The following is a 19,801-nucleotide window of genomic DNA, read 5'->3' on the forward strand; positions in this document are numbered from 1 at the left end:
GCGAAAACATTGTGTTAGTCTATTTATGACTGCTCTATGCAGCGCCAATTTTCCGATTTGTACTCATGAATGTTAAAAGGATTGTTTTAATGCCCAATAATGACCTCACCCCGTGTAATGTGCTTTGGTATAACCAATTAGGTATGCATGATATTGACCGGGTTGGTGGTAAAAACGCCTCCCTGGGAGAAATGATCGCTCACCTATCAGAATTGGGGGTTTCTGTCCCGAATGGTTTCGCTACGACAGCACAGGCATTTAATGATTTCTTGGAACAAAGTGGTGTCAATCAGCGTATTTATGACTTGCTAGATGAAACGGATGTTGATGATGTCAATCAACTGTCTAAAACCGGCGCCCAAATTCGCCAATGGGTGATTGATACGCCATTTACGCCACAACTGGAAAAAGATATTCAGGATGCTTATCAACAGTTGTCTGAAGGAGAGCCAGAAGCCTCTTTTGCTGTACGCTCTTCGGCAACGGCTGAGGATATGCCAGATGCTTCTTTTGCCGGGCAGCAGGAAACTTTTCTAAACGTGCAAGGCATTGATGCTGTGATGGTTGCCATCAAGCATGTGTTTGCTTCATTGTTTAATGATCGCGCTATTTCCTATCGTGTCCATCAGGGATATGACCACCGAGGCGTTGCGCTATCAGCGGGTGTGCAACGCATGGTGCGTTCTGATCTCGCCTCTTCCGGTGTGATGTTCACGATTGATACTGAATCAGGGTTTGATCAGGTTGTTTTTATTACCTCTGCTTACGGATTGGGTGAGATGGTTGTTCAGGGCGCTGTGAACCCGGACGAGTTCTATGTTCATAAATCAACCCTAAATAAGGGAAAACCGGCCATTGTGCGGCGTAACCTGGGCTCTAAAAAATTGCATATGATCTATGCTGACAATAAAGAACATGGCAAGCAGGTACGTATCGAAGATGTACCGACATCACAACGCAATCGTTTCTCTTTAGCTGATGAAGAAGTTGAGGCGTTAGCGCGTCAGGCATTATTAATTGAAAAACATTATGGCCGGCCAATGGATATTGAATGGGCTAAAGATGGTCATAACGGCAAGTTATACATTGTTCAGGCGCGTCCTGAAACTGTTCGCTCAAACCAGCAGGTTATGGAGCGTTACCAACTGAATGAACAAGGTCAGGTATTGGTGGAAGGGCGTGCCATAGGCCATCGTATTGGCGCAGGTCGAGTAAAAGTTATTCACAACTTAAATGAAATGGATCGCATCCAACCGGGTGATGTTCTGGTCACTGATATGACCGATCCCGATTGGGAGCCTATTATGAAAAAAGCCGCTGCGATTGTGACTAACCGAGGCGGCCGGACCTGTCACGCAGCGATTATTGCCCGTGAATTGGGCATTCCCGCGGTTGTTGGCTGCGGCGATGCAACGGAGCGCTTAAAAGAGAATCAGCCGGTGACAGTTTCCTGCGCGGAAGGTGATACGGGTTTTGTTTATCAGGATCAACTGGATTTTACTGTACAAAGTTCTCAAGTCGATCAGTTACCAGAGCTTGATGTAAAAATTATGCTAAACGTCGGCAACCCAGATCGTGCATTTGATTTTGCCCGATTGCCGAATGATGGCGTAGGTCTTGCTCGTTTGGAGTTTATTATTAATCGGATGATTGGTGTACATCCCCGAGCATTACTGGAGTTTGATCAGCAAACTCCGGAATTACAGCAAGAGATAAAATCGCTGATGGCCGGTTATGACAATCCGGTTGAATTCTATATTGGGCGCTTGACTGAGGGGATCGCTACTCTGGCGGCGGCGTTCTGGCCGAAGCGGGTTATTGTGCGTTTGTCTGACTTTAAATCCAATGAATATGCCAATCTGGTTGGCGGTGAGATTTATGAACCTGATGAAGAGAACCCTATGCTAGGTTTTCGTGGCGCAGGGCGTTATGTCTCTGACAGTTTTCGTCGCTGTTTTGCATTGGAGTGCGAAGCCGTTAAACGTGTACGTAATGATATGGGGTTAACCAACGTCGAAATTATGATCCCGTTCGTTCGCACGGTAGCTCAGGCTGAAGCGGTTATTGCTGAACTGGCGTCCCAAGGATTGAAGCGTGGTGAAAATGGATTAAAAGTCATTATGATGTGCGAAATTCCGTCCAACGCAATTCTGGCAGAACAGTTCCTTGAACATTTTGATGGTTTTTCTATTGGTTCTAATGACATGACTCAATTGACTCTTGGTTTGGATCGGGATTCTGGGGTGGTATCTGAACTATTTGATGAACGTAATGATGCGGTCAAGGCCATGCTCTCATTAGCTATTCAGGCGGCCAAACGTCAAAACAAGTATGTGGGAATTTGTGGTCAAGGGCCTTCAGACCATCAGGATTTCGCTCACTGGCTGATGGAAGAGGGTATTGATAGCTTGTCATTAAATCCAGATACCGTTGTAAAAACTTGGTTAGGATTAGCAAAAGTGAGTTAATTGAGAATAATACGCAATTGAAATTAAAGGCCCGTCAAAATAATGGCGGGTTTTTTCACAATTAAGGTTGCTGATTACAGTTTCCGTGGAAAAGTATATACCCAATGGATTTCAAAATGCATTGAGACGGCAAGGGAGCGAATCCCCGGGAGCATAGATAACTATGTGACCGGGGTGAGCGCAGTCAACAAAGAGGCGATTTGAAAGATGACGGGTATAAAAATAGCAAAAAAAAAAGCCTATCATGGGCGTGATAGGCAAGGACTACACACAGCAATATAGGTGTTTCTAACAAGTAGAACCATAAAAAGGAGAAATAAACGTCTCGTTCATAGCCCGTTTATATTAATTTAGTTATATGGTTTATTCATTAAGAATTGTCCTAATTTCCGTATTATTTACGGCTAAAATCAGTCAAATTTAACTGAATTTTAACATTTTATTCACAATAATTATATTTAATGAATAAACACCTCGGAAGAGTGGTGAGATTTATACCCTATGGATTTCAAGATGCATCGCGGCGGCAAGGGAGCGAATCCCCGGGAGCATAGAGAACTATGTGACCGGGGTGAGTGAGTGCAGCTAACAAAGAGGCAACTTGAAAGATGACGGGTATATAAGATTATGCTTTAGCGAAAGAGTTAATTCTCTTCCGCTGTGTAAGTCAGAATAATTAATTATCATACAAATTATTCTGAAAATTCTTGTTCCAGATATTTTCCAGTTTCGGCTAAATCATTTTTAGGCTCTGGGACTTCATGCATCCATGCGACTAATAAACGATAAGCAACCGCTAATACAACGGGGCCGATAAATAAGCCAATCATGCCAAATGAGAGTATTCCGCCAATAACGCCTATTAATATCAGCGCCATAGGTAAATCTGCGCCCAAACGAATCAAAAATGGGCGAAGAAATCCATCCATTGTTGTTACGATGCAGCTCCAGACCAGTAGTACGGTTCCCCAGGTTGTATCACCTGTCCAGTAAAGCCAGGCGACAGCAGGAACTAAAATCAGTAATGGGCCAATCTGAGCGACACAGCAGACAAACATGAGTACTGTCAGCAAAGTAGCATAAGGAATGCCTGAAATAGCCAGGCCGAGGCCGCCGATAATGGCTTGAACCAGCGCGGTAACTACTACGCCGAGCGCTACGGCACGGATAGATTGCGCTGCCAACAGAATGGCGGCATCTCCGCGTTTATTTGCCAGGCGAATGGCAAAATGGCGAATACTTAGCGCCACCTGTTCGCCTTTCAGATATAAGAATACGCTAAATAGCACCATCAAACCGAGATGGAATACGAAGCGACCGGCATTTGCTGCTTGAGTAAAGAACCAGGTTGCTGTTTCTCCAATATAAGGTTGAACTTTAGCTATCAGAGCATTTCCACCATCAGTAATGAGTGCATTCCAACCGCTGTAAAGTTTATCGCCAACCAGAGGAATACTATTCAGCCAGGTCATTGTCGGTATCTGAAAATGGGAGGGGGATTTAGCCCACTCGATTAATGGCGCACTGTTTTCCAATAAGCTACTCACCAGTAATGCGACAGGGATCACAAACAATAGAATGAGCAGTAGCGTCATGATGGAGACGGCAATCCAGCGTTTACCCCATAAACTGTTCTGTAGTTTTTCTAATAATGGCCAGGTGGCGATAACAACCATGCCTGCCCAGACAAAACCGAAGATAAAGGGCTTTATCACCCAGAAACTGGTAACAATTAACAGTGACAAGAAAATTAAAGTAAAGAAGAGCTTTGGTAGGTCATAATGCGGTTGAGATTTGTCCATAAGTTAATTTCTCTCAGGGATTTAGTGGCGCTAAAGATAATGAATAAATAGGATGTTATCTACAGGTTACCCAAAATAGGTGAATATTATGATAAGGTAAACGCTTGCCTTCTCAGACAAATCAGTTAACGGTGGTAAATGGTTACGGCTGATTAAGGCATTGATGCAAAGATAGTATAAATAAAGCAATGTGGACACTCATTTTAAAAGGGTCAAAACGATAATGATCCCACGCATATCACAAGCACCGCACGTCAGTGAGGTCGCACAGAAGTTCTTGGATACATTAAAGGAACAAGGATTTACCGGAGATGTTGCCAGTAGTTATGCCGATCGTCTGACAATGGCGACAGATAACAGTATCTATCAACTTTTACCACAGGCTGTTGTTTTCCCCCGATCCAGCGCAGATGTGGTTTTACTGGCCCGTGTCGCAGGTGAAAAAGAATATCAGAATTTGACATTTACTCCACGTGGCGGCGGTACAGGCACAAACGGTCAGGCGCTTAATGATGGTATTGTGGTGGATATGTCCCGTTATATGAATCGTATCCTTGAGATTAACCCGGAGCAAGGTTGGGTCAGAGTTGAAGCGGGTGTGATTAAAGACCAACTGAACCAATATTTGCGTCCATATGGTTATTTCTTTTCACCAGAGCTCTCAACCAGTAACCGTGCAACATTGGGCGGTATGATTAATACCGACGCATCCGGTCAGGGTTCATTAGTCTATGGTAAAACGTCTGATCATGTTCTTAGCCTGCGGGCAGTTCTATTAGGGGGAGAATTACTTGATACTCGCGCTATGGACATAGCTCAAGCGGAATCGATTGCGCAAGAAGATTCGGTTACCGGTCGCATTTATAACACGGTGCTTAGTCGTTGCCGTGAGCAACGTGAACTTATTGTTGAAAAATTCCCTAAGCTTAATCGTTTTCTGACCGGTTATGATTTGCGCCATGTTTTCAGTGATGATATGCAGAAATTTGACTTGGGGCGTATCTTAACCGGTTCAGAAGGAACGTTAGCTTTTATTACCGAAGCAGTTTTGGATATCACTCCGCTGCCAAAAGTCAGGCGGTTGGTGAATGTGAAATATGATTCATTTGATTCTGCGTTGCGTAATGCCCCTTTTATGGTGGAGGCAAAGGCGTTATCGGTTGAAACCGTGGATTCCAAGGTGCTGAATTTGGCGCGTGAGGATATTGTCTGGCATTCAGTTAAGGAATTGATCACGGATATTCCTAACAAAGATATGCAGGGGTTGAATATTGTTGAATTCAGCGGCGATGATCAACCTTTGATAGACCGGCAAGTAGAAATACTTTGTCAGCGCCTTGATGAACTGATGGATAGCAAGCAAGCTGGGGTTATTGGTTATCAAATTTGCCGAGAGTTAGCTGATATTGAGCGTATTTATGCAATGCGCAAGAAAGCGGTTGGCTTGTTAGGTAACAGTAAAGGCGCGGCGAAACCGATTCCTTTTGTGGAAGATACATGTGTGCCGCCACAGTATCTTGCTGATTACATTGTGGAATTCCGACAGCTATTGGATAGCCATCATCTCAATTATGGTATGTTTGGTCATGTGGATGCGGGAGTGCTGCATGTTCGGCCGGCGTTGGATATGTGTGATCCTCAGCAAGAGATACTGATGAAACAGATTTCTGATGAAATTGTCAGTCTTACGGCGCGTTATGGTGGTTTGCTGTGGGGAGAGCATGGTAAAGGATTTCGTGCTGAATACAGTCCAGCGTTTTTCGGTAGCATTTTGTATGAAGAATTACGCCGGATTAAGGTGGCCTTTGACCCGGATAACCGCTTGAATCCGGGTAAAATTTGTCCGCCGATGGGGGTTGATGCCCCGATGATGAAAGTCGATGCCGTTAAGCGAGGAACTTATGACCGGACAATTCCGGTAAATGTCAGGAATACATTCCGTGGCGCTATGGAGTGTAATGGGAATGGACTCTGTTTTAATTTCGATGCAAAAAGTCCGATGTGTCCATCAATGAAAGTGAGTCAGCAGCGTATCCATTCTCCGAAAGGACGTGCGGCACTCGTGCGTGAATGGCTGCGTCTTTTAACTGAACAAGGGGTGGACCCGACGTTACTGAAACAAGGGTTAGAACAAAAACGACCAAGTTTGCGTGGGTTGATTGAGAAGACTCGCAATAGTTGGCAGGCATGGCGCGGGGAATATGACTTTTCTCACGAAGTGAAAGAGGCAATGTCTGGTTGTCTGGCGTGCAAAGCTTGCTCAACACAGTGCCCGATTAAAATTGATGTTCCGTCATTTCGTGCACGTTTTCTTGAGTTATATCATGGTCGCTATTTTCGCCCCTTACGTGATCATATCGTGGCGAGTGCGGAAAGTAGCACACCATTAATGGCTAAGGTCCCTCGAGTCTTTAATTTCTTCCTGAAACAGCCGTGGGTGCAGGCGTTGAGTCGCCGGACTATCGGCATGGTGGATTTACCTTTGTTATCCAGCCCGACGCTGCACCAACAACTGGCGGGTCATTATGCGCTTTCGACCACATTGGAACAGCTTGAAAAGATGGATCAAGCCCATCGTAACGGACATGTATTGATCGTTCAGGACCCGTTTACTAGCTATTATGATGCTAAAGTTGTGGCTGATTTTGCCTGTTTGGTAGAAAAATTGGGATATAAACCAGTATTGCTGCCATTTTCTCCAAATGGTAAAGCACAACATATCAAAGGTTTCTTATCTCGTTTTGCTAAAACAGCCAAAAAGACGTCAGATTTTCTGAACCGGGTTGCTGAGTTGGGTATTCCTATGGTTGGTGTCGATCCGGCGCTGGTACTGTGCTACCGGGACGAATATAAAGAAATTCTGGGAGAGCGGCGTGGCAAATTTGAAGTTCAGCTTGTTCATGAATGGTTGATTAATACCTTACCGGAGAAAAGTGACCATGAAGAAAGATCCGGTGATAAATGGTATCTATTTGGACATTGTACCGAAGTGACTATGCTACCGGGCAGTAGTCAACAGTGGGGAAAAATTTTCCATCGGTTGGGTAGCAAGCTGGATAATATCAGTGTAGGCTGCTGTGGCATGGCTGGAACCTATGGTCATGAAAACAAAAACATAGAACACTCTATTGGTATCTATAAATTATCCTGGCAACCTGCCTTGCAGAAATTACCATTGGAGCGTTGTCTAAGCTCCGGTTATTCCTGCCGCAGTCAGGTTAAGCGGATAGAAGGGCAATTACTTAAGCATCCGTTGCAAGCTTTATTGGAGATAATCCCATGATTTGGAAACGTGATATTGGACTGGATAGCCTGAATCAAGTAAATAGCCAATGTATGATGGGCCATCTGGGCATAAAAATCACGCATATCGGTGATGACTATATTGAAGGCACAATGCCGGTTGATCATCGCACCCGTCAGCCATTTGGTTTATTGCATGGCGGGGCATCTGTTGTGCTGGCAGAATCACTCGGTTCTTTAGCTGGGTATCTCTGTTCCGAAGGTGAGAAAAAAGTTGTTGGGTTGGAAATCAATGCTAACCATATTCGGTCGGTTCGTAGTGGTGAAGTGAAAGGTGTGTGTAAACCTCTTCATATTGGCCGCAATCACCAAGTGTGGCGAATTGATATTTTTGATGAGCGGCAACATTTGTGCTGTACCTCTCGGTTAACCACATCAGTTTTGCCTGGATAAAATATAAAACAAAAGTAAAAGTAGGTTATTATGTGGAATAACCTACTATTTAAGTGAAAAAGTTATTATTTATGGTAATTGAATTGAGTTGCGATAATCTTTAAGAAGTATATATATTTATGGAGCTTGTCGATATTTTTATAATATTATGGATTATTTGAGTTTCTTATATATATTCGATGAATTTAAATGTTGAATTATATTAAGGAAATTAATATTGAAATAGATAAATAACTAATTGAACAATTTTACTTAAATTTGTAAATGCCGATATATCAATTAATGCTAAAATTTCAGTGGTTCTAATTACTGTTTAATTCTACTGAAATATGAAGGGTGCCTGAGAACTAAGCCATAACAACATCTAAAAGGGCGGGAGTAAAAGTCTCCCGCCTAAGGTTGCCTTACCTGTCGCTGGATTCGTAAGCCATGATTGCCGCAACCTCGGTATTACCTCGTTTGACATGGAGTTTACAGAGTGAACCTCTTGTTATCCATGTGAACAAGAGTAATGTCACACAAATAACGATCAAACTAAATATTACGGTTTTTTGCGGCTTCATGGCTTTTCTCTCCTTGCTTTTTATCAGGTAAGAGGCTAGCCTTATGTTGTTCAGCATTAGGAGTAGCCTCATTTCGATTTATAGTCGGATGGGGCTTTTCTCTTTCTGCCTGAAACATAATTTTTGCTTAGAACATCATGCTCAAGACAGAAAGTCTCAAGCACCCGGAGGCAGTATACGTTTATTCATATGGGATGCAATATCTTGATAAGATTTATTATGGTCAAGTAATACCTTCAAATTAAATTAGCCAGCGAGTAAAGCTCTTAATAAGAAAAGGAAGGAATATTGAAAATGGAATATATAGATAAAATGGTTTTTAATGCGTTTGATTAATTGCTTAGATTAAATAGAAATTCTATTTTCATATATTATAATCATAATGGTTAGGTATTACCTCGTTTGATATGGAGTTTACAGATTGAACCCCTTGTTATCCATGTGAACAGGAGTAATGTCACACAAACAATGATCAAACTAAATATTACGATTTTTTGCGGCTTCATCACCTTCTCTCCTTGCTTTTTGTCAGGTAAGAGGCTAGCCTTATGTTGTTTACGCATAGAAGTAGCCTCATTTCGATTAATAGTCGGATGGGGCTTTTCTCTTTCTGCCTGGAACATAATTTTTGCTTGGAATATCATGCTCAAGACAGAAAGTCTCAAGCACCCGGAGGCAGTATACTTTTATTCATATCAGATGCAAGATCTTGAAAATATTTATTATGGTCAAGTAATACCTTAAAATTAAATTAGCCAGTTAGTGAAGCTATTAATAAAAAAAGTAATCAATGTTGAAAATGGGATATATAGATTAAATTGTTTTTTAATGCGTTTAATTAATTGCGTCGATTAAATTGAAACTCTTATACCGAGGATAAAGTCATTCTCTTGTGTATCTGAAAGCTCGCATCAATAGTATTTCTGATAAATTTTTGTGCTTTTGTCTTGCGTTAATCAGTATATATCCTCTTACTCTTGGCTAACCACATCAGGTTTTCTTGAATAAAATATAAAAAAATAGAAGTAGGTTATTGATGTGGAATAACCTGATATTTAAGTGAAAAATTTATTTTTTACGGTAATTGAATTGAGTTGCAATAACATTTAAGAAGTATAGATATTTATGGAGTTTATCGATATTTTTATAATATTATGGGTTGTTTGAGTTTCTTATATATATTCGATGAATTTAAATGTTGAATTATATTAAGGAGATCTATATTGGAATAGATAAATAACTAATTAAAAAATTTTACTTAAATTTGTAAATGCCGATATATCAATTAATGCTAAGATTCCAGTGGCTTTAATTACTGTTTAATTCCACTAAAATATGAAGGGTGCCTGAGAACTAAGTTATAACAACATCTAAAAGGGCGGGAGTAAAAATCTCCCGCCTAAGGTTGCCTTACCTGTCGCTGGATTCGTAAGCCATGATTGCCGCAACCTCGGTATTACCTCGTTTGATATGGAGTTTACAGAGTGAACCCCTTGTTATCCATGTGAACAAGAGTAATGTCACACAAATAACGATCAAACTAAATATTACGATTTTTTGCGGCTTCATCGCCTTCTCTCCTTGCTTTTTTTCAGGTAAGAGGCTAGCCTTATGTTGTCTTGCATTAGGGGTAGCCTCATTTCGATTTATAGTCGGATGGGGCTTTTCTCTTTCTGCCTGAAACATAATATTTGCTTAGAACATCATGCTCAAGACAGAAAGTCTCAAGCACCCGGAGGCAGTATACGTTTATTCATATGGGATGCAATATCTTGAGAAGATTTATTATGGTCAAGTAATACCTTCAAATTAAATTAGCCAGCTAGTGAAGCTATTAATAAGAAAAGGAAGGAATGTTGAAAATGGGATATATAGATTAAATTATTTTTTAATTCGTTTAATTAATTGCGTCGATTAAATAGAAGTTCTATTTTCATATATTATAATCATAATGGTTAGGTATTATCTCGTTTGATATGGAGTTTACAGAGTGAATCTCTTATTATCCATGTGAACAAGAATAATGTCACACAAATAACGATCAAACTAAATATTACGATTTTTGCGGCTTCATGGCTTTTCTCTCCTTGCTTTTTATCAGGTAAGAGGCTAACCTTATGTTGTTGGTGCATAGGAGTAGCCTCATTTCGATTAATAATCGGATGGGGCTTTTCTCTTTCTGCCTGAAACATAATTTTTGCTTTGAATATCATGCTCAAGACAGAAAATCTCAAGCACTCGGGGGCAGTATACGTTTATTCATATAAGATGTAATATCTTGAAAATATTTATTATGGCCAAGTAATACCTTTAAATTAGCCAGCGAGTAAAGCTATTAATAAAAATATAGAGGGATGTTGAAAATGGAATATATAGATAAAATGGCATTCTTAATGCGTTTAATTAATTATATTGATTAAATAGAAGTCCTCATTCAGGGGATGGAGCCATTTTCCTGTATATCTAAGCTCGCATCAATAGTATTTCTGATGAACTTTTTGTGCTTTTGTCTTGCGTTAATCAGTATATATCCTCTTACTCTTGACTAACCATATCAGGTTTTCTTGGATAAAATATAAAAAAATTAGAAGTAGATTGTTGATGTAGAATAACCTACTATTTAAGTGAAAAAGTTATTATTTACGGTAATTGAATTGAGTTGCAATAACATTTAAGAAGTATAGATGTTTATGGAGTTTATCGATATTTTTATAATATTATGGGTTGTTTGAGTTAATTGCGTAATTATATTAAAAAATTAATATTGAAATAGGGGGAAATCTAATTGCAAATATTTATTCAAATCTGTAAACGCCAGTATATATCAATTAATGCTAAAATTTCAGTGGTTTTAATTACTGTTTAATTCCACCGAAATATGAAGGGTGCCTGAGAACTAAGTTATAACAACATCTAAAAGGGCGGGAGTAAAAATCTCCCGCCTAAGGTTGCCTTACCTGTCGCTGGATTCGTAAGCCATGATTGCCGCAACCTCGGTATTACCTCGTTTGATATGGAGTTTACAGAGTGAACCCCTTGTTATCCATGTGAACAAGAGTAATGTCACACAAATAACGATCAAACTAAATATTACGATTTTTTGCGGCTTCATCACCTTCTCTCCTTGCTTTTTGTCAGGTAAGAGGCTAGCCTTATGTTGTTTACGCATAGAAGTAGCCTCATTTCGATTTATAGTCGGATGGGGCTTTTCTCTTTCTGCCTGAAACATAATTTTTGCTTGGAATATCATGCTCAAGACAGAAAGTCTCAAGCACCCGGAGGCAGTATACTTTTATTCATATGAGATGCAATATCTTGAAAATATTTATTATGGTCAAGTAATACCTTCAAATTAAATTAGCCAGCGAGTAAAGCTATTAATAAGAAAAGGAAGGAATGTTGAAAATGGAATATATGGATAAAATTGTTTCTTAATGCGTTTGATTAATTGCGTCGATTAAATAGAAATTCTATTTACATATATTATCATCATACTGACAACCTCTATTTTGCATTTCCGGCTAACTATGTCAATTTTATCTGGTTGACTGCTATTTTCATACTAGGAGGGGAACTACTTTCCCGTATATCTGGAAGCTTACATCAAATGGTATTTCTGATGAACTTTTTGTGCTTTTGTCTTACGCCAATAAGTAAAAGATAGCACAATTGATCAAACTAATAATTTATAGATAAAACAGTAAATTAAAGAGATACCTTCATATGAAATGAACATAAATTATCGCATTCGAATAAAATTTAACCTTATTACGGTATATCCTCTTAAAACAAATGGTTGAAGTGATAAAGGTTATCATTACCATTATACGGGGGAGAGAACACTCCGATAACGGCAGCAAGAATAGCTATAGAATAAATGTGAGGTCAACTATGACAAACAGTGTTGAAACCTTTTCTCTGAATGAAACCGCATGGCAGGGAATTACTATCACCGCGAGAGCCGCAGCGCAGATTCTCAAGTTGATGCAGCAAAACCCACAAAGTAAAGGATTATATCTGGGGGTTAAGCAATCGGGATGTGCCGGCTTTGGCTATGTATTTGAGATGGTTAATGATCCCGCGCCTGATGATCTAATGTATGAAAATGAAGGAGCACATCTATATGTGCCTCTGAAAGCAATGCCATTTATCGATGGTACTGAAGTGGATTTTGTCCGTGAAGGTTTAAATCAGATATTTAAATTCAATAATCCAAAAGCACAACATGCCTGTGGGTGTGGTGAGAGCTTTGGTATATAAGTGTACCAATATATGTCTCAGAGCAATGTAGAAATCAGCGATGATGTGCAGACCTGGCTCAGCGGTCATCGTTATAAAGAAGGCTTCTTCACTCAGGTGGCGACGGATGAGTTAGCTAAAGGTTTGAGTGAAGACGTTGTGCGGGCCATTTCCGCAAAACGTAATGAACCCGAATGGATGCTTGAATTTCGGCTAGAGGCTTATCGCCATTGGTTAGGAATGGAAGAACCTCATTGGTTAAAAGCGAATTATCCCAATCTTGATTATCAGGACTACAGTTACTATTCAGCCCCTTCATGCGGTGCTTGTGGCGATAGTTGCAATTCACAATCTGGTGCTGTTCAAGAAGCAGGAGCGGAGCAAGCTAATAGCTATTTAACCGCGGAAATTGAAGAAGCATTTGATAAGTTGGGTGTTCCTGTACGGGAAGGCGAGGCTGTTGCGGTAGATGCTATTTTTGACTCCGTTTCTGTTTCAACGACCTATCGGGATAAATTAGCGAAAGAGGGGATTATTTTCTGCTCATTTAGTGAAGCGATACAAGAATATCCCGGATTGGTTCGTAAATACCTCGGCAGCGTGGTTGCAAGCCACGATAACTTTTTTGCTGCGCTCAATGCCGCAGTGGCTTCTGATGGTACTTTTGTTTATGTGCCAAAAGGAGTCCGATGCCCAATGGAACTATCCACCTATTTCCGCATCAATGCTGCGAAAACGGGGCAATTTGAGCGCACTATCTTAATTGCTGATGAAGGCAGTTATGTCAGCTATATAGAAGGATGCTCTGCACCGGTGCGTGATAGCTATCAACTTCATGCCGCTGTTGTCGAAGTGATTATCCATAAAGATGCCGAAGTGAAATATTCCACGGTACAAAACTGGTTCTCAGGGGGGGAAAGTGAAGGCGGGATTCTCAACTTTGTCACTAAAAGAGCGTTATGCGAGGGCGAAAATGCCAAAATGTCCTGGACTCAATCGGAAACAGGTTCTGCAATTACCTGGAAATATCCCAGTGTGATCCTGAAAGGGGATAACTCAATTGGTGAGTTTTTCTCCGTTGCTCTGACTAACGGTACTCAACAGGCTGATACCGGCACCAAGATGATCCATATTGGTCGTAACACTAAATCAACCATCATTTCAAAAGGCATTTCGGCTGGGCGTAGTCAAAACAGTTATCGCGGATTGGTCAAAATATTACCGGGGGCAGAAAACGCTCGTAATTATACCCAATGTGACTCCATGCTGATTGGTACTGAATGTGGCGCGCATACATTCCCTTATGTAGAAGTACAGAACAATACGGCGCAATTGGAGCATGAAGCGACAACTTCCCGCATTGGTGAAGATCAATTGTTCTATTGTTTGCAGCGTGGCATCAGTGAAGATGATGCGATCTCCATGATTGTTAATGGATTCTGTAAGGATGTGTTCTCTGAACTTCCCCTTGAATTTGCCGTTGAAGCACAAAAATTGCTGGCAATCAGCCTTGAACACAGCGTTGGATGAGTTTTCCTGTTTCCCTTTTTTATGACAGAACGTTAAGTCGTTCGAAGGCATGTAATATGTTAAGTATTAAAAATTTACGAGTCAGTGTTGAAGGTAATGAAATCCTAAAAGGATTAAATCTTGAAGTTAAACCGGGTGAAATCCATGCCATCATGGGGCCGAATGGTTCCGGTAAAAGTACATTATCAGCAACGTTAGCTGGCCGTGAAGAGTATGAAATTGATGATGGTGAAATCGCCTTTAAAGGAAAAGATTTACTTGGATTGGAGCCATCAGAGCGAGCCGGGGAGGGAATTTTTCTGGCGTTTCAATATCCGGTGGAAATTCCGGGTGTCAGTAATCAATTTTTCCTGCAAACCGCAGTGAACGCTGTTCGCCAATATCGCCATCAGGAGCCGTTGGATCGCTTTGATTTTGCCGATTTTATCGAAGAAAAAATTGAATTATTGGATATGCCGCCGGATTTGCTGACACGTTCAGTCAATGTCGGCTTTTCCGGTGGTGAGAAAAAACGCAACGATATTCTGCAAATGGCCGCGTTGGAACCGACACTTTGTATTCTGGATGAGACAGATTCGGGGCTGGATATTGATGCATTGAAAATTGTATCTAATGGCGTGAATTCTTTACGTGATCCAAACCGTTCATTCATTATTGTGACCCATTACCAACGTATTTTGGATTATGTGAAACCTGATTTTGTGCATGTACTTTATCAGGGACGAATTATTAAATCCGGTGATTTCAGTTTGGCGAAAAAGTTGGAGGAGCAAGGTTATGGCTGGCTTATTGACCAACAGTGAAAGAGCTGAAAAGATGCGGCAGGTTGCAGAACGTAACCAGCAAGCATTAGCGCGTTTTGCAAATTTATATCGTTACCGTCATGGTGAGGATTCGTCTCATGCTAGTTTGCATTGGCAGCAAGTCACTCGAACCGGTTTTCCTCAATTCAGACATGAAGATTGGCGTTATACACCGCTGGATAAGTTGTTAAATCAGCAATACAGCAGCAAAACTTGGGAATTGACCGCAGCACAATGCGAACAACTGGCGATTCCAATGGATTGTTGGCGTGTCGTTATGGTGGATGGTTGTTTTTCACCTTTACTGAGTTCCTATGAATTTGGACCATACCAGCTAAATTTACTGGATAATAAAAGCGGGCTTCCAGCGCCGATACAGGGTGAGATCTTTCTGCACCTAACAGAAAGTTTGGCTCAACAGCCCTTGGTTATTACATTAAAGGCCGGGCAAGTGGCAGAAAAGCCTCTTTACCTGCTGAATATAACCAGCGGTCATTGTAGTGAAGCATTGAATACCAGTCATTACCGCTATCACATTTCCGTAGGCATGAATGCCAGTGCCAGCGTAATTGAACACTTCGTCAGTATTGATGGACAGCAACCTCATATGACAGGAGGTCGCTTAACTGCGGAAGTGGGAGATAATGCCCATTTCACTCATATAAAACTGGGGATTGAGAATAATGAAAGCTATCACTTTGCGCATAACGATATTGTGGTTGGTCGTGATGCTCAAGTAAAAAGCACCAGCTTTTTATTGGGTTCTGGACTTGGCCGATACAATACTAGTGTTAAGTTGGATGGCGAAGGCGCGAATTTGTCGTTGAATAGCTTACTGTTGCCACAAGGAAAAGAGGTCGCTGATACTCGTACTTATTTGGAACATAATAAAGGGCATTGTGAAAGCCGCCAGTTGCATAAAACTATTGTGATGGATCAGAGCAAAGCAGTATTTAACGGCATGATTAAGGTAGCGCCTCATGCATTGAAAACTGACGGACAAATGACTAATAACAATTTGTTATTAGGTAAACAGGCGGAAGTCGATACCAAACCCCAACTGGAAATTTACGCCGATGATGTGAAATGCAGTCATGGTGCGACCGTTGGCCGAATAGATGAGGAACAACTATTTTATCTGCAATCACGTGGTATCAGCCGATGTGATGCGGAACATATGATGGTATTTGCTTTTGCCGCGGAGCTGACGGAATCTATTGAAGATGAATCTCTGAAAAGTGTTGTCATGAAACACATTAAGCACCGTTTAGCGAGAGTAGAAAAATGACTTTTTCTGTAAAAAAGGTGCGACAAGATTTCCCTGTGTTAACTCAACAGGTTAATGGGCATCCACTGGTTTATCTTGATAGTGCTGCCAGTGCTCAGAAGCCGGTTTCAGTTATTGAAAGAGAAAGTGAATTTTGTTTGCATCAGTATGCGGCGGTTCACCGGGGAATTCATACCCTCAGCTCTGCGGCAACTCGGATGGTTGAAAATGTTCGCTACCAGATCTCGCAATTTATTCATGCTCAAAGCAGTGAAGAGATTGTATTCGTCAAAGGTACGACGGAAGGGATTAATCTGATTGCTAACAGTTATGGCCGCAGGTTTATCAATAACGGCGATAATATTGTTATTACTGAAATGGAACACCACGCCAATATTGTTCCGTGGTATATGCTGGCAGAACAAATAGGATTTGAAATTAGAGTATGGCCATTGAATGAGAATGGCGAATTGGATCAAGCAATTTTAGCCTCTTTGATTGATTCACGTACTAAATTGCTTTCTTTTACTCATCTCTCTAATGTGCTTGGTACCGTGAATCCTGTACGTCAAATCATAAAGCAGGCAAGAAAACTGGCTGATGAGCAGGGAAGTGGGTTACATATTCTGGTTGATGGCGCTCAGGCCATTATGCATAAGAAAGTTGATGTGCAGGATCTGGACTGCGATTTCTATGTTTTTTCCAGCCACAAATTATATGGCCCAACAGGCATTGGCGTGCTTTATGGGCGCAAATCTTTGCTGGATGCTATGCCGCCTTGGGAAGGGGGTGGCGCGATGATAAAACAGGTCAGCTTGCAAAATGGCATAACCTATGCAGAACCGCCGTGGCGATTTGAGGCGGGAACCCCAAATATGACGGGAATTATTGGGCTTGGTGCTGCTGTTGATTATGTTGTTTCACTTGGGCTAGATGAAATTCAGCAACATGAGCAAGCTCTGATGGATTATGCAATGACACGGCTAAAAGAGGTCAGAACCCTGAAATTGTATGGCCCTGAACAACGTCAGGGAGTGATTGCTTTCAATCTTGGCCAGCATCATGCTTATGATGTGGGAAGTTTCCTTGATCAATATGGAATAGCGATCCGTACCGGACATCATTGCGCTCTTCCTTTAATGGAGCATTATCACGTTTCCAGCATGTGTAGGGCGTCATTGGCGATTTATACTACGCAAGAAGATATTGATGCGCTTGTTGTTGGATTGCAGCGAATAGAAAAGTTACTGGGTTGAGCCGGTTATAGATCGAAAGAGTGATTAAGGAAGAAGTGATGGCAAATTTGCCCGACGTAAATAAATTGTTACGCAATTTTTCCCGTTGCCAGAACTGGGAAGAAAGGTATCTCTATATGATTGAACTGGGAGCGAGGTTGTCTCCTCTTACTGACCAACAACGTCAGCCTGAATATTTAATTGCAGGTTGTCAGAGCCATGTGTGGATACTGCTGAAAACGAATCACCAAAACAAAGTGGAATTTATTGGTGACAGTGATGCCGCTATTGTTAAAGGATTGGCGGCGATTGTTTTTATCCTTTTTCAAGATAAAACACCCCAGGAAATTCTGGATTTGGATGTGACTGAATATTTTGGAAAATTGTCTTTGGAGCAACATCTGACGCCCTCACGCACTCAGGGGCTACATGCGATGATATGCGCCATCCGAAATAGAGCAAGTAAAATGGTTTAAATACCAGTCTTACGCGTTTCTTTCGCTACTGATAATATATACGCAATAAGGCTTCAACCTTTTATACCCGTTATCTTTCAAGTTGCCTCTTTGTTGGCTGCACTCGCTCACCCCGGTCACATAGTTCGCTATGCTTCCCGGGGATTCGCTCCCTTGCCGTCGCGATGCATCTTGAAATCCATAGGGTATGTACTTAAATTTATTCGATAACATTTAGAAGTCATTTCCAGGAAGCAAGCATGAAACGAGTTTTAACGTTTATTGGCGTGTTATTATTAAGTGGGCTAGCTAACACCGTTAGCGCCACAGAATATACTTTGCCAGCGGCCAATAGCCGTTTAATTGGCGAAAATACGACATTGGTAGTACCCGATGATGGTCGTTCTTTGGAGGCGATTGCTGCCGAATATGAAATTGGTTTACTGGCAATGCTGGAAGCTAACCCAGGCACTGACCCTTATTTGCCAACTCCGGGTTCTGAACTGATTATTCCATCACAAATGTTGTTGCCCGATACACCGAGGCAAGGGATGGTGATTAACCTTGCAGAACTCAGACTCTACTATTTTCCTAAAGGAAAAAACAAAGTCATCGTTTATCCGATTGGTATTGGGCAACTTGGTCGTAATACGCCAGTGATGACAACATCTGTCAGTCAGTTAATTAAAGACCCAACTTGGACGCCGACTAAGAATATCCGTAAGCATTATGCTGAACAGGGGATTACCTTACCTGCGGTTGTTCCTGCTGGCCCGGAAAACCCAATGGGCGCATTTGCGTTGCGTTTAGCTGCCGGGCGCGGAGAATACTTGATTCACGGCACTAATGCTGATTTTGGCATTGGTATGCGGGTGAGTTCGGGGTGTATCCGTTTACGTCCTGATGATATTGAAACGTTGTTCAACACAGTGCCCCGTGGAACGCGAGTTCAGATTATCAATGAGGCGGTTAAGTATTCTGTAGAACCAAATGGTGAGCGTTATATTGAAGTACACCAGCCGTTGTCTAAGAAAGAGAATGATGATCCACAGACATTACCTATTGTTCGATCAACCGATTTGAACAAGTTCATTGATAATAGCGAAACGGATAAAAATATTGCTGAACAAGCAATGGTACGCCGTTCTGGTATGCCGGTACTGGTAAGTAAAGACATAGAGCCTGAAACACAACATGAAACACAACAAGAGTTGCGAGAAGAGAATATCGTGCGGGTGGAAGATGATGTTAAAGGGACAGAACAAGCAGTGAATAAAGATGTATCTGAATCGTTTACATTACCACCGTTATATCAACCTGGGCCAATCTATCGGGCAAATTAATATTTTATTGTGGACAAGGGAGTCTGCAAATATTTATCTAACAGAATCCGATGATAAAAAACGGCGCACAGATAGACTGTGCGCCATTTTTGTACATAATTACAAAAAATTATTTTTTGTAGGAACGAACTTGATTATCCAGACGCTGATTCGCACGAGCTGCATCGTCTTTAGCGGCTTGAACGTCAGTACGTACTGCGTTCACGTCATTGCTCAGTTGATCAACTTTTGCATTCAGAGTCTGAATATCAGAAGTCAGTTGGTCAACCTTAGCAGTGCTTGAACAACCAGCCAACAGAGTAGAAGCCAGAACTACTGCACCCAGTACAATTTTAGTACGATTCATTATAATACCCTCTAGATTTAAGTTAATCTCCAAGTAGCCATGTAAGTATTACAC

At 41.3% G+C, this 19,801-nt stretch carries 17 protein-coding genes and 1 other RNA gene; 10 read left to right on the plus strand and 8 right to left on the minus strand.

From position 1 onward, the window contains the following. The first annotated feature begins 89 nt into the window (after positions 1 to 89). Entirely contained in the window at positions 90 to 2,468 is a 2,379-nt protein-coding gene (ppsA, locus tag OO184_RS00265) for a phosphoenolpyruvate synthase (protein WP_265377490.1), read from the plus strand. 227 nt (positions 2,469 to 2,695) lie between these two features. Here ppsA and rprA read toward each other — a convergent pair. After that, an RNA gene (gene rprA / locus OO184_RS00270) (antisense sRNA RprA) lies at positions 2,696 to 2,828 on the minus strand. 332 nt (positions 2,829 to 3,160) lie between these two features. Next, positions 3,161 to 4,270 (minus strand): AI-2E family transporter YdiK, encoded by a 1,110-nt coding sequence (gene ydiK, locus OO184_RS00275; RefSeq protein WP_265377491.1) that lies wholly within the window; start codon positions 4,268 to 4,270, stop codon positions 3,161 to 3,163. A 223-nt stretch (positions 4,271 to 4,493) separates the two neighbouring features. Here ydiK and ydiJ point away from each other — a divergent pair, with 223 nt between their 5' ends. Both ydiJ and menI read left to right on the plus strand, forming a co-directional pair. Continuing rightward, positions 4,494 to 7,553: a D-2-hydroxyglutarate dehydrogenase YdiJ gene (ydiJ, locus tag OO184_RS00280; protein WP_265377492.1), complete on the plus strand. Its 3,060-nt coding sequence runs from the start codon at positions 4,494 to 4,496 to the stop codon at positions 7,551 to 7,553. Continuing rightward, a complete protein-coding gene (gene menI / locus OO184_RS00285; protein ID WP_036805375.1) occupies positions 7,550 to 7,966 on the plus strand; it encodes a 1,4-dihydroxy-2-naphthoyl-CoA hydrolase in 417 nt (138 codons plus the stop codon). The genes ydiJ and menI overlap by 4 nt, the downstream gene beginning before the upstream one ends. Before the next feature lie 404 nt (positions 7,967 to 8,370). On the opposite strand, the gene OO184_RS00290 is transcribed toward menI, so the two are convergent. The 5 genes from OO184_RS00290 to OO184_RS00310 all read right to left on the minus strand — a co-directional run bounded on the left by OO184_RS00290 (position 8,371) and on the right by OO184_RS00310 (position 11,641). Next, complete coding sequence (locus OO184_RS00290; RefSeq protein ID WP_265377493.1) at positions 8,371 to 8,529, minus strand: Hok/Gef family protein; 159 nt, start codon at positions 8,527 to 8,529, stop codon at positions 8,371 to 8,373. A 386-nt stretch (positions 8,530 to 8,915) separates the two neighbouring features. Next, entirely contained in the window at positions 8,916 to 9,173 is a 258-nt protein-coding gene (locus OO184_RS25130) for a Hok/Gef family protein (RefSeq protein ID WP_376712532.1), read from the minus strand. Between the two features lie 766 nt (positions 9,174 to 9,939). Continuing rightward, on the minus strand, positions 9,940 to 10,098 hold the full coding sequence (locus OO184_RS00300; protein ID WP_075262240.1) for a Hok/Gef family protein: 159 nt from the start codon (positions 10,096 to 10,098) through the stop codon (positions 9,940 to 9,942). 386 nt (positions 10,099 to 10,484) lie between these two features. After that, the gene (locus OO184_RS25135; RefSeq protein WP_376712531.1) at positions 10,485 to 10,742 is read right to left on the minus strand and encodes a Hok/Gef family protein; all 258 of its coding nucleotides are present in this window, start codon (positions 10,740 to 10,742) and stop codon (positions 10,485 to 10,487) included. A gap of 740 nt (positions 10,743 to 11,482) precedes the next feature. After that, on the minus strand, positions 11,483 to 11,641 hold the full coding sequence (locus OO184_RS00310) for a Hok/Gef family protein (protein ID WP_075262240.1): 159 nt from the start codon (positions 11,639 to 11,641) through the stop codon (positions 11,483 to 11,485). A 779-nt stretch (positions 11,642 to 12,420) separates the two neighbouring features. Here OO184_RS00310 and sufA point away from each other — a divergent pair. The 7 genes from sufA (at position 12,421) to OO184_RS00345 (ending at position 19,401) form a co-directional block, all read left to right on the plus strand. Next, entirely contained in the window at positions 12,421 to 12,789 is a 369-nt protein-coding gene (gene sufA / locus OO184_RS00315; protein WP_265377494.1) for a Fe-S cluster assembly scaffold SufA, read from the plus strand. 12 nt (positions 12,790 to 12,801) lie between these two features. Next, positions 12,802 to 14,298 (plus strand): Fe-S cluster assembly protein SufB, encoded by a 1,497-nt coding sequence (sufB, locus tag OO184_RS00320; protein WP_265377495.1) that lies wholly within the window; start codon positions 12,802 to 12,804, stop codon positions 14,296 to 14,298. A 56-nt stretch (positions 14,299 to 14,354) separates the two neighbouring features. Further along, the gene (gene sufC / locus OO184_RS00325) at positions 14,355 to 15,101 is read left to right on the plus strand and encodes a Fe-S cluster assembly ATPase SufC (protein WP_049581304.1); all 747 of its coding nucleotides are present in this window, start codon (positions 14,355 to 14,357) and stop codon (positions 15,099 to 15,101) included. After that, positions 15,076 to 16,389 (plus strand): Fe-S cluster assembly protein SufD, encoded by a 1,314-nt coding sequence (sufD, locus tag OO184_RS00330; protein WP_265377496.1) that lies wholly within the window; start codon positions 15,076 to 15,078, stop codon positions 16,387 to 16,389. Before sufC ends, sufD begins: the two co-directional genes overlap by 26 nt. Beyond that, positions 16,386 to 17,624, plus strand: a complete 1,239-nt coding sequence (sufS, locus tag OO184_RS00335; protein WP_265377497.1) for a cysteine desulfurase SufS — start codon at positions 16,386 to 16,388, stop codon at positions 17,622 to 17,624. Before sufD ends, sufS begins: the two co-directional genes overlap by 4 nt. Positions 17,625 to 17,662: 38 nt before the next feature. Then, the gene (gene sufE, locus OO184_RS00340; protein ID WP_265377498.1) at positions 17,663 to 18,079 is read left to right on the plus strand and encodes a cysteine desulfuration protein SufE; all 417 of its coding nucleotides are present in this window, start codon (positions 17,663 to 17,665) and stop codon (positions 18,077 to 18,079) included. A gap of 239 nt (positions 18,080 to 18,318) precedes the next feature. After that, positions 18,319 to 19,401, plus strand: coding sequence for a L,D-transpeptidase family protein (locus OO184_RS00345; RefSeq protein WP_265377499.1), 1,083 nt, complete (start codon positions 18,319 to 18,321; stop codon positions 19,399 to 19,401). Positions 19,402 to 19,510: 109 nt separating this feature from the next. Here OO184_RS00345 and OO184_RS00350 read toward each other — a convergent pair whose 3' ends face one another. Continuing rightward, a complete protein-coding gene (locus OO184_RS00350; protein ID WP_113025437.1) occupies positions 19,511 to 19,747 on the minus strand; it encodes a major outer membrane lipoprotein in 237 nt (78 codons plus the stop codon). Positions 19,748 to 19,801 lie beyond the last annotated feature (54 nt).

This window comes from Photorhabdus aballayi (assembly GCF_026153155.1).
GTDB classification, from domain to species: Bacteria; Pseudomonadota; Gammaproteobacteria; order Enterobacterales; family Enterobacteriaceae; genus Photorhabdus; species Photorhabdus luminescens.

Coding starts and splice junctions, on each gene's coding strand:
- ppsA (WP_265377490.1), top strand. CDS start 90: ATGCCCAATAATGACCTCACCCCGTGTAATGTGCTTTGGTATAACCAA.
- ydiK (WP_265377491.1), bottom strand. CDS start 4,270: ATGGACAAATCTCAACCGCATTATGACCTACCAAAGCTCTTCTTTACT.
- ydiJ (WP_265377492.1), top strand. CDS start 4,494: ATGATCCCACGCATATCACAAGCACCGCACGTCAGTGAGGTCGCACAG.
- menI (WP_036805375.1), top strand. CDS start 7,550: ATGATTTGGAAACGTGATATTGGACTGGATAGCCTGAATCAAGTAAAT.
- OO184_RS00290 (WP_265377493.1), bottom strand. CDS start 8,529: ATGAAGCCGCAAAAAACCGTAATATTTAGTTTGATCGTTATTTGTGTG.
- OO184_RS25130 (WP_376712532.1), bottom strand. CDS start 9,173: ATGATATTCCAAGCAAAAATTATGTTCCAGGCAGAAAGAGAAAAGCCC.
- OO184_RS00300 (WP_075262240.1), bottom strand. CDS start 10,098: ATGAAGCCGCAAAAAATCGTAATATTTAGTTTGATCGTTATTTGTGTG.
- OO184_RS25135 (WP_376712531.1), bottom strand. CDS start 10,742: ATGATATTCAAAGCAAAAATTATGTTTCAGGCAGAAAGAGAAAAGCCC.
- OO184_RS00310 (WP_075262240.1), bottom strand. CDS start 11,641: ATGAAGCCGCAAAAAATCGTAATATTTAGTTTGATCGTTATTTGTGTG.
- sufA (WP_265377494.1), top strand. CDS start 12,421: ATGACAAACAGTGTTGAAACCTTTTCTCTGAATGAAACCGCATGGCAG.
- sufB (WP_265377495.1), top strand. CDS start 12,802: ATGTCTCAGAGCAATGTAGAAATCAGCGATGATGTGCAGACCTGGCTC.
- sufC (WP_049581304.1), top strand. CDS start 14,355: ATGTTAAGTATTAAAAATTTACGAGTCAGTGTTGAAGGTAATGAAATC.
- sufD (WP_265377496.1), top strand. CDS start 15,076: ATGGCTGGCTTATTGACCAACAGTGAAAGAGCTGAAAAGATGCGGCAG.
- sufS (WP_265377497.1), top strand. CDS start 16,386: ATGACTTTTTCTGTAAAAAAGGTGCGACAAGATTTCCCTGTGTTAACT.
- sufE (WP_265377498.1), top strand. CDS start 17,663: ATGGCAAATTTGCCCGACGTAAATAAATTGTTACGCAATTTTTCCCGT.
- OO184_RS00345 (WP_265377499.1), top strand. CDS start 18,319: ATGAAACGAGTTTTAACGTTTATTGGCGTGTTATTATTAAGTGGGCTA.
- OO184_RS00350 (WP_113025437.1), bottom strand. CDS start 19,747: ATGAATCGTACTAAAATTGTACTGGGTGCAGTAGTTCTGGCTTCTACT.